This is a genomic window from Paraburkholderia sp. JPY465, assembly GCF_050436725.1.
Lineage (GTDB): Bacteria > Pseudomonadota > Gammaproteobacteria > Burkholderiales > Burkholderiaceae > Paraburkholderia > Paraburkholderia youngii.
The window spans coordinates 295415-308565 of the sequence record NZ_JBNDMT010000001.1 but is presented as its reverse complement, the minus strand read 5'-3'; the positions used below and the strand labels follow the sequence as shown (position 1 = coordinate 308565).

The following is a 13151-nucleotide window of genomic DNA, read 5'->3' as shown; positions in this document are numbered from 1 at the left end:
AGTCAGGCGACCAGTGCGTGAGGGCGCGGTGTACTTTCAATCACCGGAGATCTGCGTTCGAAGGAAATGCCCTTCAGAAGGGCCTCTATCTTGTCTATGCTACGGATCTTTCTCCGCGCGACCTCTTCCGTTTCGATCCGCTTGACCACCATGCCTACGCAAGTCGCGCGCGACGGGCAGTTGCTCGTGCGGCGCGTGCGATGACACGCCATCGCGAACGTCGATGCAATCGGATTTGTGGTCCGAACAGGCTGCCAGTGCACGACCGGAAAGTCATAAAATTGGAGCAACGCATCGCGATCTTTCGGGATTTTCCCAGTCGTTTTTGGATAGTTGGCCTCATACGAGTCGACGAGCGATTCTGCCGCGATAAGGTGAAGACGACCAGTTAGCCATATGATTAGATGAGGACTAGCTATGCTTTCAGCTGAGTAACATTGCGCGACTTCGGTCATTCCGATGTCGCCGTCGTTCATCTGCCATTTGGTGATCATGTGCATTTATATGAACGCCTCCCGTTTGCCAAGGCTTTCGTTTGTTGTGACGGGCAGGATGGGTTGCCGCTGTATATACGGCCTTGCTGCAGCCGGTACATACGCTGCGGGCCTCTATGAAATCCGCTGACTCGCACCTCATTGACCTCACGAGCTCAAGGCTCTTATGCACATTCAGGTTTAGCGAGTTCCGGTCCAACCTGTTCTGTCATCACATTCGATTGCCAGCGCAACCTTCGACGCGTCATCCTGTGTGAAGTTAGTCTTCTGCGTGAACGCTGGCTATTCAGACCGGCTTCGCGCTCACGTGCCCCATCTGATACGACCGCTCGTGGGCGAGGATTGCCCAGATCGTTCGTGCCATCTTGTTGGCCAGCGCGACGATTACCACGTTCGGTGGCCTGCGCTTGCTGATCTGCTCGACCCACGAGCCGGGCTCCTTCGCGTGATACAACACGCTACGGGCACCGTGTATCAACAGCGTGCGCAGATACGTGTCGCCGCGCCTGCTGATCCCCAGCAACGTCACCTTTCCGCCCGAGCCAGTCTGCTTTGGTACGAGACCGATCCAGGCTGCGAACTCGCGCCCCGACCTGAACGACTTCGCGTCGCCCGTTGTCGCCACTGCGGCAGTCGCCGTCAGCACACCAACGCCGGGGATCGCGGTAATCGCTTTGACCGCCTTGTCCTCCAGCATCCACTGACGCAGCCGCCGTTCGATCACGGCGATCTGGTCATCGAGCTTCGTCAACCCGTTCCACTGCTCGCGCAATGTGTCGATCAACACCATCGGCAGTCGATCCGTTATGCCGGCAAGCACCGCCGGTATCGCCTTATCGAGCGCAGCCCGGCCCTTACCCATCACCTCGCCGTATTCGGCCAGCAGTCCGCGCAAGCTGTTGATCTGCATCGTACGAAACTTGACCAGTTGCTGGCGCATCCTGTGCAGCGCCAGCACCGCTTGCTGGGCTTCGCTTTTTACCGCCACGGCCTTGCCTGGCTGCTGCACGGCCAGCCAGATCGCCCGGGCGTCTGCTGCATCGCTCTTGTTGCGGATGTTGGAACCCGGCCGGCATGAGCTTCACCTCGTGCCCCAGTTTCGTGAGTTGTCGTGCCCAATGCTGTGAACCACCGCAAGCTTCCATCCCGATCAGGCACGGCGCCCGGTTCACGAAGTGCTCGAGAAACTTGGCGCGCTTGATCTGCCGGTTCACAATCTCTCCAGTTTCCGCGTCCACGTAATGCACCTGAAACACGCGCTTGGCAATGTCGATCCCAACTGGCGTAAGCTTCATTTCGGATCCCTCCGGTTTTGCCTGTGAAGACCTGCATGATCTTCCATATTGGCACAGTGATGCCGTCGGCCCGTGAAGGGTCCATCCTCATCCTTAGTTCCACCGTTCACGGTTGGGAGGCGTTCATTCCATTGACCTCGATGCCTGAGAGGATGATGCGCGCGCAGCGGAAATTCTCGAAGCGCATCATCGCCCGAATGATGCGCTTGATGGCGCGATGGTCCTGTTGGCACTTAACTTTCACGTTATCGAGTTAAAGTCAAATCTGGTGTATGCGGTCTCGGCGTAATCAGGCGGCTAGCGATTGCTGAGCCGGTGTGCTGTCGGTCACCGGTTCTCCATCCTTGAACGTCATCCCGTCAAGCATCGAAGTGAGCTTTTCCGGGGCGCGGATGCGCCGCCACGATTCTTCGGCCGACTCGATCAGCTTGAACGCCAGCCCGAGGAACGTCGCGCGCGATACACAGTTGCGCGTGCGTTTCGTGCGATGGCGCACCGTCGCAAAGGTCGATTCAATCGGGTTCGTGGTGCGCAGATGCTGCCAGTGTTCAGCCGGGAAATCGTAAAACGCGAGCAGCTCGTCACGATCTTCCGTCAGCTTTTCGGCGACCTTCGGGTACTTTGCCGAGTACGCGTCGACGAAGTGATTGAATGCGGCCAGTGCATCAGCGCGCGTGGCCGCCATCCAGATGTCCTGCATCGCCTTCTTGCCTCGAGCCTGCTGCGATTTCGGCAGCGCATTGAGCACGTTACCCATCTTGTGAAACCAGCAGCGCTGATGCTTCGTCTGCGGGAACACTTCCTCCATCGCGGCCCAGAATCCCATCGCGCCATCGCCGCAGGCCAGCAGTGGCCCCGACGGCAGGCCGCGCTTCTTCAGATCGAGCAGCAGTTCGCTCCACGATGCCTTCGATTCCCGGTAGCCGTCACCGATGGCCACACGTTCCTTCGTCCCGTCCGGTTTGACGCCAACGATCACCAGCAGGCACTGGCCGTCGGAATCGTCGCTGCGCACACCGGTGTGAATGCCGTCGGCCCACCAGTAGACCCAGCGCGCCGACGACAGCTCACGCCGATTCCACTGCTCATGCTCATCGGCCCATTGGGCCTTCAGCCGGCTCACGACGTTCGGCGACATGCCGCTGACCTGGCCGCCCAGCATGATGCCCATGGCTTCGCTCATGTCGCCCGTCGAGATGCCTCGCAGGTACAGCCACGGCAGCGCTGCCGACACGCGCGCGGACTTGCGCACGTACGGCGGCACGATCGTCGAATTGAACCGGATGCCCGAGCCCGAACGATCCCGCACCTTCGGCACCTGAACCGTCACCGGACCGATCGCTGTGACGACCTCGCGCTCGGGCAGGTAGCCGTTGCGCACCACGGCACGCCGGCCGTCGATCGACTTCACGTTGCTGTACTGTTCGAGCATGGTCGCCAGTTCCACCTCGACTGCCTGCTGAATGATCTGCCGCGCGCCTTGCTGGATCAGCTCATCTAGCACGCTTTTCGTTTGCGCTTTACTGCTGTTCGCTTCTTGCGTAATCTTCTTCATGGTGGTCGGGTCCGGCCTTCTCGGGTTCGCTGGTTGTGCCTTTGACAAGCAACATTCTCGCTAGACCGCCACCGCCTTCTCAAATTCCCGCCGCTCCCGCTGTACACCAGATTCGACAATAGCTCCACGTTATCGCGACGGTCGAGTAAGATCGCGCCATCAAAAATGAGAAATCGCAGCACCACGGTCGCTTTGCACAACGAGTGGAAGCGACGCGTCGCAAGCCCGGCACCACATGGCACCTCGACGAAGTATTTGTGACGTTACACGGCAAGCTGTACATCAGCGTTTCCCTAGCAAATGCGAATTGCGCGAGACGTTCGCTGCGTTGCGCTGGATTCAGGCGGGTTGTATCGAGGCTATGGTGAGCGATTCGCGCTCGGTTATCCGGGTCGTGCAGGGCCGGAAGGTGCAGTCCAACGCAGTCTTTCTCGATGGGCGCACGTTGCAGTCGACCTGCGACAGTGGACCTCGCGCCGGTTACGACGGCTATAAACGCAAGCGCGGCAGCAAGGTCCACATGGAGGTAGATACATTGGCGCAGTTGCTTGCAGTGCATATTACGCCGGCCAACGAGCAGGAGCGTGCCCAGGTCGGCGGGCTTGCGCGTCCGGTCCAAGAGGCCACAGGCTAGACGGTCAAGGTAGCGTTTGCCGATCAGTGCTATACCGGCGAGGAGCCCGCGCAGGCAGCGCTGGATGAAGGAATCGAGCTTGAGGTGATCAAGTTGCCGGAAGCGAAAAAGGGCTTTGTGTTGTTGCCCCGTCGCTGGGTGGTGGAACGTAGCTTCGGCTGGTTGAACCGCTTTCGTCGACTCGCGCGAGATTACGAGCGCTTGCCTGAGACACTCGCTGGAATCGACTTTGTAACCCTCTCCGTTCTGATGCTCGTTCATTTCGCAAACCTAACGCTAGGTTCCTAACGCGCTCATCTAGAGAAGGGCCGCGACAGGCTGCAATGAAGCGTTTTTTCAAACTCGTGCTTGCTGCATGCTCTGAGACGCCGCGCAAAATCGTTACGGATCAGTTGCGCAGCTACCAGCGGCGAAAGCCGAGATTCCCGAACTGCCGTACGTCAGGCACGCCCTAAGCCACCGCGTGCGTCATTAACCGGGCCGACAACAGTCATCAGTCGACCTGTTACTGACTGGTGCATCAAATAGTGCCTCTTCTCAGGCTGCGTACCGGACATGTTTTTCTTTAAAGAGGTTGCGAATCATGTGAGGCTCCTTCTGTCGGCGATGCAGGTGTCGCCGGATCGCGCCGATCAGTTCCGCCTTGGTCGCCGGTCGGCTTTTGCCAAGCGCGTTGGTTTTGACGTCCTGGTTGAGCAGCTCGTCAGGATTGAGCTCGGGGCAATACCCCGGCAACCGGATCAGGCGCAGATGTGCAGCGTTATCGGCGACGTACCGCTTGACTGCTTTGGACCGGTGCACAGGATGCCCATCGACGATCAGGTAGATCATGCGCGTGGCCTGCTTGAGCAGGCGTTTCAGGAAATCGATGAAGGTCGCGTTTTTGAACGTCCCTTCGAAGACCATAAAGCTCAGTTCTTCACGATTCGTGATCGCAGAAATCATGTTGCAGCCGAAGCGCTTTCCGGTCGCCCTGACGACCGGCGTTTCGCCCTTCAGGGCAAAGCTGGTACCGCTCACGTGGTCGCTGCGCAAGCCCATTTCGTCGCCCCAATAGATGGTTGCCCCTTCCTGCTTCGCCTCTTTCGCAATGCCCGGATAGTCCTCGTTCAGCCAGCGCTCGATTTCCTCAAGCTCCGCCCGTTTTTCTGAACAAGCGTTTTCCCTGCTCCGCTATTACATCGCGAAGAAAGCTAATGTGACAGTACCGCGCCGCCCCAGGTAATTCATGCGTCGATGCACCAACCTGAAAACCAATGTCGTGATAGACACGCATTCATATCAGTACCAGCGGACGTCCGGCCTGATGGCGATAGCATGGGAACAGTGGTCGTGATAAGGCAATTCCATCTTCTTCGTCGCTTCATTCTACCCCCATATCTCCTGCAACAGACAACGCCCTTAGCGCGATAGAAGCAAGTTACTGACGAGTGCATCAAATATGGTGGTTTTTATTAGGCTGCGTAGCTGACATGTTTTTTTTGTTGAACAGATTGCGAATCACGTGCGGTTCCTTTTGTCGTCGATGCAAATGCCGGCGGACTGTGCCGATCATTTCCGCCTTGCTGGTCGGTGGCTCTTGCCGAGCGCATTGGTCTTCACATCCTGATTGAGGAGTTCGTCCGGGTTCAGCTCGGGACAGTATCCCGGCAGCCGGATCAGGCGCAGACGCTCAGCGTTATTGGCGACGAACTGCCTGATGGCAACAGATCGGTGCACTGCGTGTCCATCGACGATCAGGTAGATCTTGCGCGTGGCCTGCTTGAGCATGCGCTTCATGAATTCGATGAACGTGGCGTTCCTGAACGTTTCCTCAAAGACCATGAAGCTCAACTCCCCGCGGTTCGTAATAGCCGAGACCATTGCAGCCGAAGCGTTGTCCTGTTGCGCGCACCACCGGCGTTTGGCCCTTGAGCGCGAAGCTCGTGCCGCTGATGTGATCACTACGCAAGCCCATTTCGTCCCCCCAGTAGATCGTCGCTTTCTCACTCTTCGCCTCTTTCGCGATCTGCGGATAGTCTTCGTTCAGCCAGCGTTCGAACACCGCATCGTTACGTTCGTGCGCTCGCCGTACAGACCTCTGGGCACTCATACCCCACGCCTTCAGGTATCGACCCGCCGTCCACTTCGACACCTTGATGCCGCACTGCCTTTCGATCAGTTGCGCGACCGATCCGCGGGTCCACAGGTAGAACGGCATCGACAGTTGATCCGGCATCCGCGCGATGATCAGCTTGCGGATTCTTACGGCTTGCCGATGAGTCAGGTGGCCGCTTCCCGATCGACGGCCCCGCTCGCCCGACCTCAGCGCCCGCAGGCCGCCTTCCCGCGCAGTCTTCATCCACCTGCTTATCGCGCGCAAACTCACACGGTACGTTCGAGCGGCCTCGACTTGCGTCATCCCGTCGCGCACCGCCTGCACCACCATCTTTCTCAGGTGCGCTTGCGTCGACTGGTCCAATTTTCGAGCATCGGTTTCCCCTATAGCGAATCACGCCTTATTTGGTGCACCTGTCAGTATTTGCTGAGAGCGCTGACGATCATGCGAAACTGTTCGCCGAGACCCGACAGCACGAGCTGATCGCGAACCTCGTCAACGAAAATGCCGACAAACAGCGCAAGCATCATCACTGTGAGCGCGCCCTTCACCGGCTGGCTGAGCATCATAAGCTCGAGTTTCTGCGCCGACTTCGCCGCAAAGCCGAACGCGAAATCTGCGAGCAGCAGCATCAGCAACATCGGCGCGGCAAGCTTCGCGGTGGTCTGCATCAGTGAGTCCGTCTGTTGCAGCACAAAGCTTTCCAGCACGTTGGCGGGCACCGGCGTCGCAGCGCTGAGCGGCCACCAGTGATACGACTGGTAAAGCGCGCCGAGCAGGAATGTCATGCCGCCAAAGGTCCAGAACGCGACGCCCGCCACCTGCAGGAGAAGTGTTCCAGTGGGCGTGGACTGCCCCTCGTGCAGAGGGTTGGTGATCTGCACGTTGTTGTAGCCGGCCAGATCGTCGACGTAGATACCGGCTCCTTCCGCCACCCAGAATACTGTGGAGGCAGCAAAACCCAGCACCAAGCCGATGACCGCTTCGCGCAGGCCAATGACGAAGAACGACGTGCCGGTCAGCGACGAATACAGCGAAACGGGCTGGGCATAAGCAATAAACGAGCTGAACAGCAGCACCATGCCATTACGCACCATGCCTGGCAGGATGCCCTCTGCGGTAGGCGGAAACAGGTAGAGCATCACGAAGAGCCGCACCGAGCACACACCGAGCACCGTCAGCGAACGAATCAGCGTAGCGCCGAACTGCGGCAGCGTCGTAAGGGTCTCGTACATTATGGAATCGCTAATCACTAGAAAACCGCTGCGTCGACGCGGTCATACCACCGCGTCCTGCCCACGTGAAGAAGAACACAGACGGGCCAGCGCGGCTTCTTCGGCTTCCTCGTCGCCGGCATCCGCTGCGACGCGATCTAGCGCGACGCGCAAACCGGCAATGCGCTCTCTGCATACATCAACCCGGTTGCGATTTCGCGTGATCGCGCGCATGGCCGCAGCGAGGTCATCGGCCTTGCTGCGCAACAGCGTGTCGAGCGCGGCAAGTTCGCCTTCCATCTGCTGGACACGCACGGCGACGACGTCTGCATAGCGCATCGTCGCATTGAGATCGGCCAACTGGAACGCGTCGCCGCCTGTCATCATGTGCGCCAGCCTTGTCTGGAAACTGCGCAACTGCTCGCGTTCCGTTTCGGTGTGCGCGAATTGCGCGTCACGCTGCGCGAGTGCCTCGGCATGCGCTTCGCGCGCGGCCATCACGCCTGCCTGCAGGCGACGCTCGAGCCGCTCGTGGCGGCCGCATGTCACTTGCAGCGCGGCCACGCGACGACGTGTCTGCCCGGGATTTTGCGGCGCGCTCATTGGATCAGCCGTTCGCCAGTTGGAACAGCCGCGCCTCAGTGTCCTGCGGCGCGGCGAATTCGTGGGTCGCCTGATTGAAGAAGGTGCGGATCGCGTCGATCTTGCGAATTGCCTCGTCGGCAAGCGGGTTGCCGCCCTCCTGATATTCGCCTATCTGCAACAGCACCTCGACCTCGCGATGCCTGAACAGCAGTTCGCGCAGCCGACCCGCCGCGCGCACATAGTCGCCGGTCATGACTTGCGGCATCACCCGCGAGAGACTAGCGAGCACGTCGATTGCGGGGTACTGGTTTTTTTCGGCGATTTCGCGCGACAAAATCATGTGTCCGTCGACGATCCCGCGCACTTCCTCGGCGATCGGATCGTTGCCCGACTCGTCCTCGGTGAGCACCGTGTAGAGCGCCGTGATCGAGCCCTTCTCGCCCATGCCGGCGCGTTCAAGTAACCGCGGCAGCTCGGCGAAGATCGATGGCGGGAAGCCGCGCCTGGCGGGCGGCTCCCCGGCTGCCAGGCCGATTTCGCGCTGCGCGCGCGCAAAACGCGTGAGCGAATCCATCATCAGCAGCACGCGCTGCCCGCGGTCGCGAAAGTGCTCGGCAATCGCGGTCGCCACGTACGCGGCCTTCGCACGCTCGATCGACGAGCGGTCCGACGTCGCGCAGACAATGACAGACCGCGCCATGCCCTCGGCACCGAGAATCAGTTCAACGAACTCTCGCACTTCGCGGCCCCGCTCGCCGATCAGCGCGACCACGGTCACGTCGCATTGCGCCCCGCGCGCGAACATGCCGAGCAACGTGCTCTTGCCCACGCCCGCCGGCGCAAAAATGCCCATGCGCTGCCCTTCAGCGAGCGTCATCATGCTGTCGATGACGCGCACGCCGGTGGCAAGCGGCGTGTCGATCATGCGGCGGCTCATCGGGGAAGGCGGATTCGCGAACACCGAGCGGTCTTCGCTGGTGTGAAGCGGCCCGAGTCCGTCGATCGGCTCGCCGAGGCTATCGATTACGCGCCCCAGTAACGCGTCCCCAACCGGCACCATCAGCGAACGGCCGAGTCCCACAACGCGCGTCGAGCGCGAAATGTCGGCGAGACGCGAGAACGGCGACAGAAGTGCGACATCGCGTGTGAAGCCGATTACCTCGCCATGCTGAAGTAATTGTCCGTTCGGCGTGCGCAACTCGCACAGCTCCCCAAGCGTCACATCGAGCCCGGCTACCTTGACGAGCGTGCCGATAACCTCGAGCACCTTGCCGGTCCGCGCGATGCCCTCTGTCGACAAGATTTCCTGTTCGATCGCATTGGCGAGGCGCTGCGCGTCGGAGTGTGTGAGCAGAACGTCGTCGGGGTCGTCGACGTCGTACTTATGGCCGGTGCGGACTATGCCGGCCGCGCGCAGCGAGGTCATCGCCAACCCTCGTCGTTGTCGCCGTCCCCCGTATCGGCGAGTTCAGCGATGTGGTGACCCGCCCTTGCTTCTTCTGTTACCGGTGCATTGGCCACTGCTGTGGCCCCATACGGCAAGAGTCCGTCCAGTTCCCTTGCCGTCTGCTTTAGTGCGCGCGAGACCGCAAGCCGCATCGCCCGCATTTGCGTCGCGAGGCCTGCGTCGATTGCACCGAAATCAGACTCGCACAGGCAACTGCCGGGTGCAAGCCGCTTGTCCGCGATAACCGACAGCGGAAACGGCCTGCCGAGATCGCGCCAGCGCGCGCAGAGCCGTTCGAACGCAACACAAGCCTTGTCGTAGTCGACCGGGCTCACCGCAACGCGCAGCCAGGTCGCGCCCCCGACGATGCGGTCAACCGTCGATAGCGCCCGCTCGAATAGCTGATCGGCGTGCTGCACGTGGACGATCTGCTCGACGGCCACGGTAATGATGCTCGCGAGCCGCTCGCGCATTTTCAGTTGCGCACGGCGTTGTGCGGCACCGGCTTCCGCGAGCCGCTCAATCCAGTCTGCCAGCGCACGCTGCTCGCCGTCGCGGTAACCGCGCCTGCCGGCGAGTTCATGCTCGTCGCGCGCGACATCGCGAATCGTTTCAGCTTCTGCATGAGCCGCAGCGACGATCGCCGCTGCCTCGTCGCGCGCGGCGGCGATCGTCGCCGTGCGATCGTCGGCGAGCTGCGCGTAGGCGGCGTCCAAGTCCATCAACACCCCGAAGGCGGCGGGCGGCACGACATCCGCATGTGCGCCGACATGCCCGCCGCCGTCCGCCCGCAGCAGCCGGTCCGATCTCAACCAAATAGCCATGCCCACTCCGGAACCAGTTCGGGAAGATGCGCAAAGAAAAGCGCGGTGCCACTCCCGTCGAATTCAAGTACACCCGCGCCTGGCCATGGCGGCATGTCGCGCGGCAACGCAAGACGCAATAATGAGCATGGGCGAGGCTCGCGAGCAGGCATGGCGGACTGTGCCGCCTCATGCATGTTCCGCGCGATCAGCGCATAGCCCTCACAGGCGAGCCCTTCTTCGTCGATCTCTTCGAGCGCAGGCACCTGTCCACGCGCGACGAGGCGCGCCATATCCGTCTCGGTGGCTAAAACATGAGCCACCGGGGCGTGAGCGGTGCCTTGCCGCGGCGCCGCGCTCAGCCGCTCCAGCGGCACGCCAACCCATTGCGCGAGACGCAGGCGGCTCTGTTTGTCTATCAGACGCCGCACTTCGGCGCGACGCCAAAACAGCGCGCGCATGCGCAACACACGCAGGCCGTCACCCACCGGCAATGCGTCGAGTACGGCGGGATCCGGCGCACGCAAGCCGTCGAACTTTGGCGTGGCCGCGCCCACTGCGTGCAGCAGCGCCCATGAACAAGCGGCAAGCGAGTCGGCTTGCGCGCCCGCCAGCGCTTCACGCAATGCGTCAAATGACGCGGATATAACGGCGGCGGGCAGATCGAGCGCGGGCCCCCACCACGACGGATGCGCCCAGTGCGCGGCCTCGCTTGCATTTCGCTGCCACGCGCCGAGCGCGGCAGCGATGCGTGCGGCAGCGACACAAGAGACGGCACTAGGCGCCGCTAGCGCCACGCGCCCCGAGGCCGAAGTCGCGGACAAAGAAACCGTGGATGCCGCCATCACGCAGCCGAAGACCGCTTTGCTCGCCGCCATTTGCCGGCGAGCGCCTTGATACGGGCGTGAATCCGCGAATCAAGCGGCGCGCTTGCGCGCCCGGCCGGCATGCCACGCCGCAGCCACAGAAAGAGACTCGCGGTGCCAACGAGAAATACCAGCACCGCCGTGACCAGCGTGGGCAAGCGCAATACCTGCGCCGGCGCGGGCATTGGCAAATCGACCGGATCGGCGACTACCGCGGTCACGCTGACCGCGTCGTAGGTCAGCCCCTCGACGCTGTGCATCACGAGCGTCTTGATCTGCGACACGAGCGTGTTCACGTCGGAATCGCGCCGGTACTTGATGAATACCGATGCCGTCGAAGGCTTCATCTGCTGCGCCAGCGGATCGTTGTCCGGCAGCACAATCTGCACGCGCGCGACGATCACGCCGTCGATCTTCGAGAGCGTCGCCGATAGTTCCTGCGACAAGCCGTAAATGAACCGCACGCGCTCCTCTGTCGGCGTCGAAATGAGGCCATCCTTCTTGAATAGACTGCCCAGATCGTCGTATCGACTATGCGGCAGGCCGCGCTCGCGCAGCACCTGCATCGCGCGAACCAGTTGCCTGTCATCGACCTCGAGCACCCAAGTCTTGCCGTTGTCGGTTGTGCTTTTGGATGCGTCGACGCCCTGCTCAAGCATCGCCACCATCATTTCGTTCGCATCCAGTTCTGTAAGGTTACGATACAGCTCCTTCTGGCAACCGGCCAGTGCGATGCAGCCGACCAGCGCAGCCGCGCGGACAGAACGGGCGGCGCGCATTGTGCGAACTTCGTCCATGAGCGGCCCGACTGCCGCATTCGCCGCTTGCGTGGCCTCTGACATGACCTATTGATTCTTCATCAACGTTTCGATTGACGACCTCGACGATTTGACCACACCCATCCTGGCCTCCATGTCAAGCTGCGTGCTGGCGAGTTCCAGCGCCACCTTCATCGAGGCGGCAGTCATTTCCTGCACCGACATGCTGCTTGCCTGACTGGACAGTGCGAGCACGTCGTTCACCGACTTCTGGATCTCCGCGTCCTGCGATGCCGTCATCTTCGCGATCACATTGGCGCTCATATCGCCGCGATGATCTGGCGGCGCCATGCGCATGTTCCGCATCAGCGCCTTGAAGCGGTCGCCGGCCTGCTGCAGCGACGCATCGCGGCTGGTTGCATGCGACGCGGGCGCAGCCGCTAGCAGTGCGGCCGCGATCTGCTGGTTCGTGACAGAAAGTACCATGGTCAGCCTTTTGCGATGAGTGGTGCCTAACGACGCAGCCGTCCCGGCGGACTCAGATGCGCAGGTAGCCTTGTTGCGCGAGCCCCTGGTCCTCACTGTAGGCGGCCACGGGCGGCGGCACCACGGCGGGAGGCTCCTGCGGCAGCTCGTCGTTGAGCCTGGCGATAGACGGTGGCATCTTGAAAGCGCCGCCATTACTGCAGACCCGAATCGCCTCGCGCAGCTCGTCCCGGGCTTCGAGCGCGCGCACGAGCTGCCGCGTGTCGCGATCTGGATTCTGCGCGAGCGCCTCACTCGCACAGCGGCGCCAGCCGGCATCACCCTTCACGGACAGGCAGAGCGCGAGCAGCGCCTTCGCATACGAGAAATGTGGCGCGCCCTCGATCACTCGCGAGCACACGTGAATCGCGCCATCCCAGTGGCCGCGCTGCATATAGAACACGGCTTCCATCATGTCCAGCCCAGCAATACGCGGGCGTAACAGGCGCAACGTGTCGAGCGTCAATTCGATGTCGTACGGATCCACTTCAAGCGACGAACAATTACTTAGTAGCGCACACGATAGCGTCTCTGTCAAGCCGCCCACTATGGCCTGACTGCAGTTGAGGTAATCCGGTGTGGCGATGGCACTCATGGCGAGAACTCCTGCTGCTGGTAGTGGCGCAGTCGCGACCATGCGCGCGACTGAAACGTGGCGAACCGGATGCACGACTTTGCACGGAAGCACTATAGTACACACGATACCCGCGCACATCGGGCGCCACACACGAAACACGAAGCAATATGGATCTACGCGAAGCGCCGGCATCATTCGCAGCCAGTTCGCTTGCCCGCTGCCTGCTTCGCGCCAGTGCCTCGCAGCCCGTAGTCAGCTGCTATCGTAAGGCATGCAGCATAGAAGCTGCGCAACGATATC

Annotated in this window: 13 protein-coding genes and 4 pseudogenes; 2 read left to right on the top strand and 15 right to left on the bottom strand. The window is 61.3% G+C overall.

Annotated elements, in window-relative coordinates:
• Positions 1–2: 2 nt before the first annotated feature.
• The 4 genes and pseudogenes from QFZ94_RS01550 to QFZ94_RS01535 form a co-directional block, all read right to left on the bottom strand.
• Positions 3–500: a transposase gene (locus tag QFZ94_RS01550; protein ID WP_429455385.1), complete on the bottom strand. Its 498-nt coding sequence runs from the start codon at positions 498–500 to the stop codon at positions 3–5.
• A gap of 280 nt (positions 501–780) precedes the next feature.
• Positions 781–1789: pseudogene (locus QFZ94_RS01545) on the bottom strand (IS110 family transposase).
• 124 nt (positions 1790–1913) lie between these two features.
• Positions 1914–2018 (bottom strand): annotated as a pseudogene (locus tag QFZ94_RS01540) (IS6 family transposase); the annotation flags it as partial.
• A 60-nt stretch (positions 2019–2078) separates the two neighbouring features.
• Positions 2079–3344: an IS256 family transposase gene (locus tag QFZ94_RS01535; protein WP_429455097.1), complete on the bottom strand. Its 1266-nt coding sequence runs from the start codon at positions 3342–3344 to the stop codon at positions 2079–2081.
• A 235-nt stretch (positions 3345–3579) separates the two neighbouring features.
• On the opposite strand from QFZ94_RS01535, the pseudogene QFZ94_RS01530 reads away from it, so the two are divergent.
• Together QFZ94_RS01530 and QFZ94_RS01525 are read left to right on the top strand one after the other, a co-directional pair.
• A pseudogene (locus tag QFZ94_RS01530) lies at positions 3580–4266 on the top strand (transposase).
• 26 nt (positions 4267–4292) lie between these two features.
• Positions 4293–4481: pseudogene (locus QFZ94_RS01525) on the top strand (IS6 family transposase); the annotation flags it as partial.
• A 34-nt stretch (positions 4482–4515) separates the two neighbouring features.
• On the opposite strand, the gene QFZ94_RS01520 reads toward QFZ94_RS01525, so the two are convergent.
• The 11 genes from QFZ94_RS01520 to QFZ94_RS01470 form a co-directional block, all read right to left on the bottom strand.
• Positions 4516–5070, bottom strand: coding sequence for an IS630 family transposase (locus tag QFZ94_RS01520; RefSeq protein ID WP_429455437.1), 555 nt, complete (start codon positions 5068–5070; stop codon positions 4516–4518).
• Positions 5071–5529: 459 nt separating this feature from the next.
• The gene (locus tag QFZ94_RS01515) at positions 5530–5841 is read right to left on the bottom strand and encodes an IS630 family transposase (protein WP_429455384.1); all 312 of its coding nucleotides are present in this window, start codon (positions 5839–5841) and stop codon (positions 5530–5532) included.
• Complete coding sequence (locus tag QFZ94_RS01510; RefSeq protein WP_429455383.1) at positions 5792–6439, bottom strand: IS630 family transposase; 648 nt, start codon at positions 6437–6439, stop codon at positions 5792–5794. Before QFZ94_RS01510 ends, QFZ94_RS01515 begins: the two co-directional genes overlap by 50 nt.
• Positions 6440–6492: 53 nt before the next feature.
• Entirely contained in the window at positions 6493–7311 is an 819-nt protein-coding gene (gene sctT / locus QFZ94_RS01505; RefSeq protein ID WP_429455382.1) for a type III secretion system export apparatus subunit SctT, read from the bottom strand.
• 42 nt (positions 7312–7353) lie between these two features.
• A complete protein-coding gene (locus tag QFZ94_RS01500; RefSeq protein ID WP_429455381.1) occupies positions 7354–7893 on the bottom strand; it encodes a type III secretion protein in 540 nt (179 codons plus the stop codon).
• 4 nt (positions 7894–7897) lie between these two features.
• Positions 7898–9301: a type III secretion system ATPase SctN gene (gene sctN / locus QFZ94_RS01495; RefSeq protein WP_429455380.1), complete on the bottom strand. Its 1404-nt coding sequence runs from the start codon at positions 9299–9301 to the stop codon at positions 7898–7900.
• Positions 9298–10146, bottom strand: a complete 849-nt coding sequence (gene sctL, locus QFZ94_RS01490; RefSeq protein ID WP_429455379.1) for a type III secretion system stator protein SctL — start codon at positions 10144–10146, stop codon at positions 9298–9300. The genes sctN and sctL overlap by 4 nt, the downstream gene beginning before the upstream one ends.
• Positions 10131–11003: a type III secretion protein HrpB4 gene (locus QFZ94_RS01485; RefSeq protein ID WP_429455378.1), complete on the bottom strand. Its 873-nt coding sequence runs from the start codon at positions 11001–11003 to the stop codon at positions 10131–10133. The genes sctL and QFZ94_RS01485 overlap by 16 nt, the downstream gene beginning before the upstream one ends.
• The gene (gene sctJ / locus QFZ94_RS01480) at positions 10970–11770 is read right to left on the bottom strand and encodes a type III secretion system inner membrane ring lipoprotein SctJ (protein WP_429455426.1); all 801 of its coding nucleotides are present in this window, start codon (positions 11768–11770) and stop codon (positions 10970–10972) included. Before sctJ ends, QFZ94_RS01485 begins: the two co-directional genes overlap by 34 nt.
• Positions 11771–11836: 66 nt before the next feature.
• The gene (locus tag QFZ94_RS01475) at positions 11837–12235 is read right to left on the bottom strand and encodes a type III secretion protein HrpB2 (RefSeq protein WP_429455140.1); all 399 of its coding nucleotides are present in this window, start codon (positions 12233–12235) and stop codon (positions 11837–11839) included.
• Between the two features lie 52 nt (positions 12236–12287).
• Positions 12288–12869 carry an HrpB1 family type III secretion system apparatus protein gene (locus QFZ94_RS01470; protein ID WP_429455138.1) on the bottom strand — a complete coding sequence of 194 codons (582 nt, stop codon included), beginning with the start codon at positions 12867–12869 and terminating at the stop codon, positions 12288–12290.
• Positions 12870–13151: the final 282 nt, after the last annotated feature.

Excerpts from the sequence above, each read along its gene's own strand:
- QFZ94_RS01550 (WP_429455385.1), bottom strand. The coding sequence starts at position 500 with ATGCACATGATCACCAAATGGCAGATGAACGACGGCGACATCGGAATG.
- QFZ94_RS01535 (WP_429455097.1), bottom strand. The coding sequence starts at position 3,344 with ATGAAGAAGATTACGCAAGAAGCGAACAGCAGTAAAGCGCAAACGAAA.
- QFZ94_RS01515 (WP_429455384.1), bottom strand. The coding sequence starts at position 5,841 with ATGGTCTCGGCTATTACGAACCGCGGGGAGTTGAGCTTCATGGTCTTT.
- sctT (WP_429455382.1), bottom strand. The coding sequence starts at position 7,311 with ATGTACGAGACCCTTACGACGCTGCCGCAGTTCGGCGCTACGCTGATT.
- QFZ94_RS01500 (WP_429455381.1), bottom strand. The coding sequence starts at position 7,893 with ATGAGCGCGCCGCAAAATCCCGGGCAGACACGTCGTCGCGTGGCCGCG.
- sctN (WP_429455380.1), bottom strand. The coding sequence starts at position 9,301 with ATGACCTCGCTGCGCGCGGCCGGCATAGTCCGCACCGGCCATAAGTAC.
- sctL (WP_429455379.1), bottom strand. The coding sequence starts at position 10,146 with ATGGCTATTTGGTTGAGATCGGACCGGCTGCTGCGGGCGGACGGCGGC.
- QFZ94_RS01485 (WP_429455378.1), bottom strand. The coding sequence starts at position 11,003 with ATGGCGGCGAGCAAAGCGGTCTTCGGCTGCGTGATGGCGGCATCCACG.
- sctJ (WP_429455426.1), bottom strand. The coding sequence starts at position 11,770 with ATGCGCGCCGCCCGTTCTGTCCGCGCGGCTGCGCTGGTCGGCTGCATC.
- QFZ94_RS01475 (WP_429455140.1), bottom strand. The coding sequence starts at position 12,235 with ATGGTACTTTCTGTCACGAACCAGCAGATCGCGGCCGCACTGCTAGCG.
- QFZ94_RS01470 (WP_429455138.1), bottom strand. The coding sequence starts at position 12,869 with ATGAGTGCCATCGCCACACCGGATTACCTCAACTGCAGTCAGGCCATA.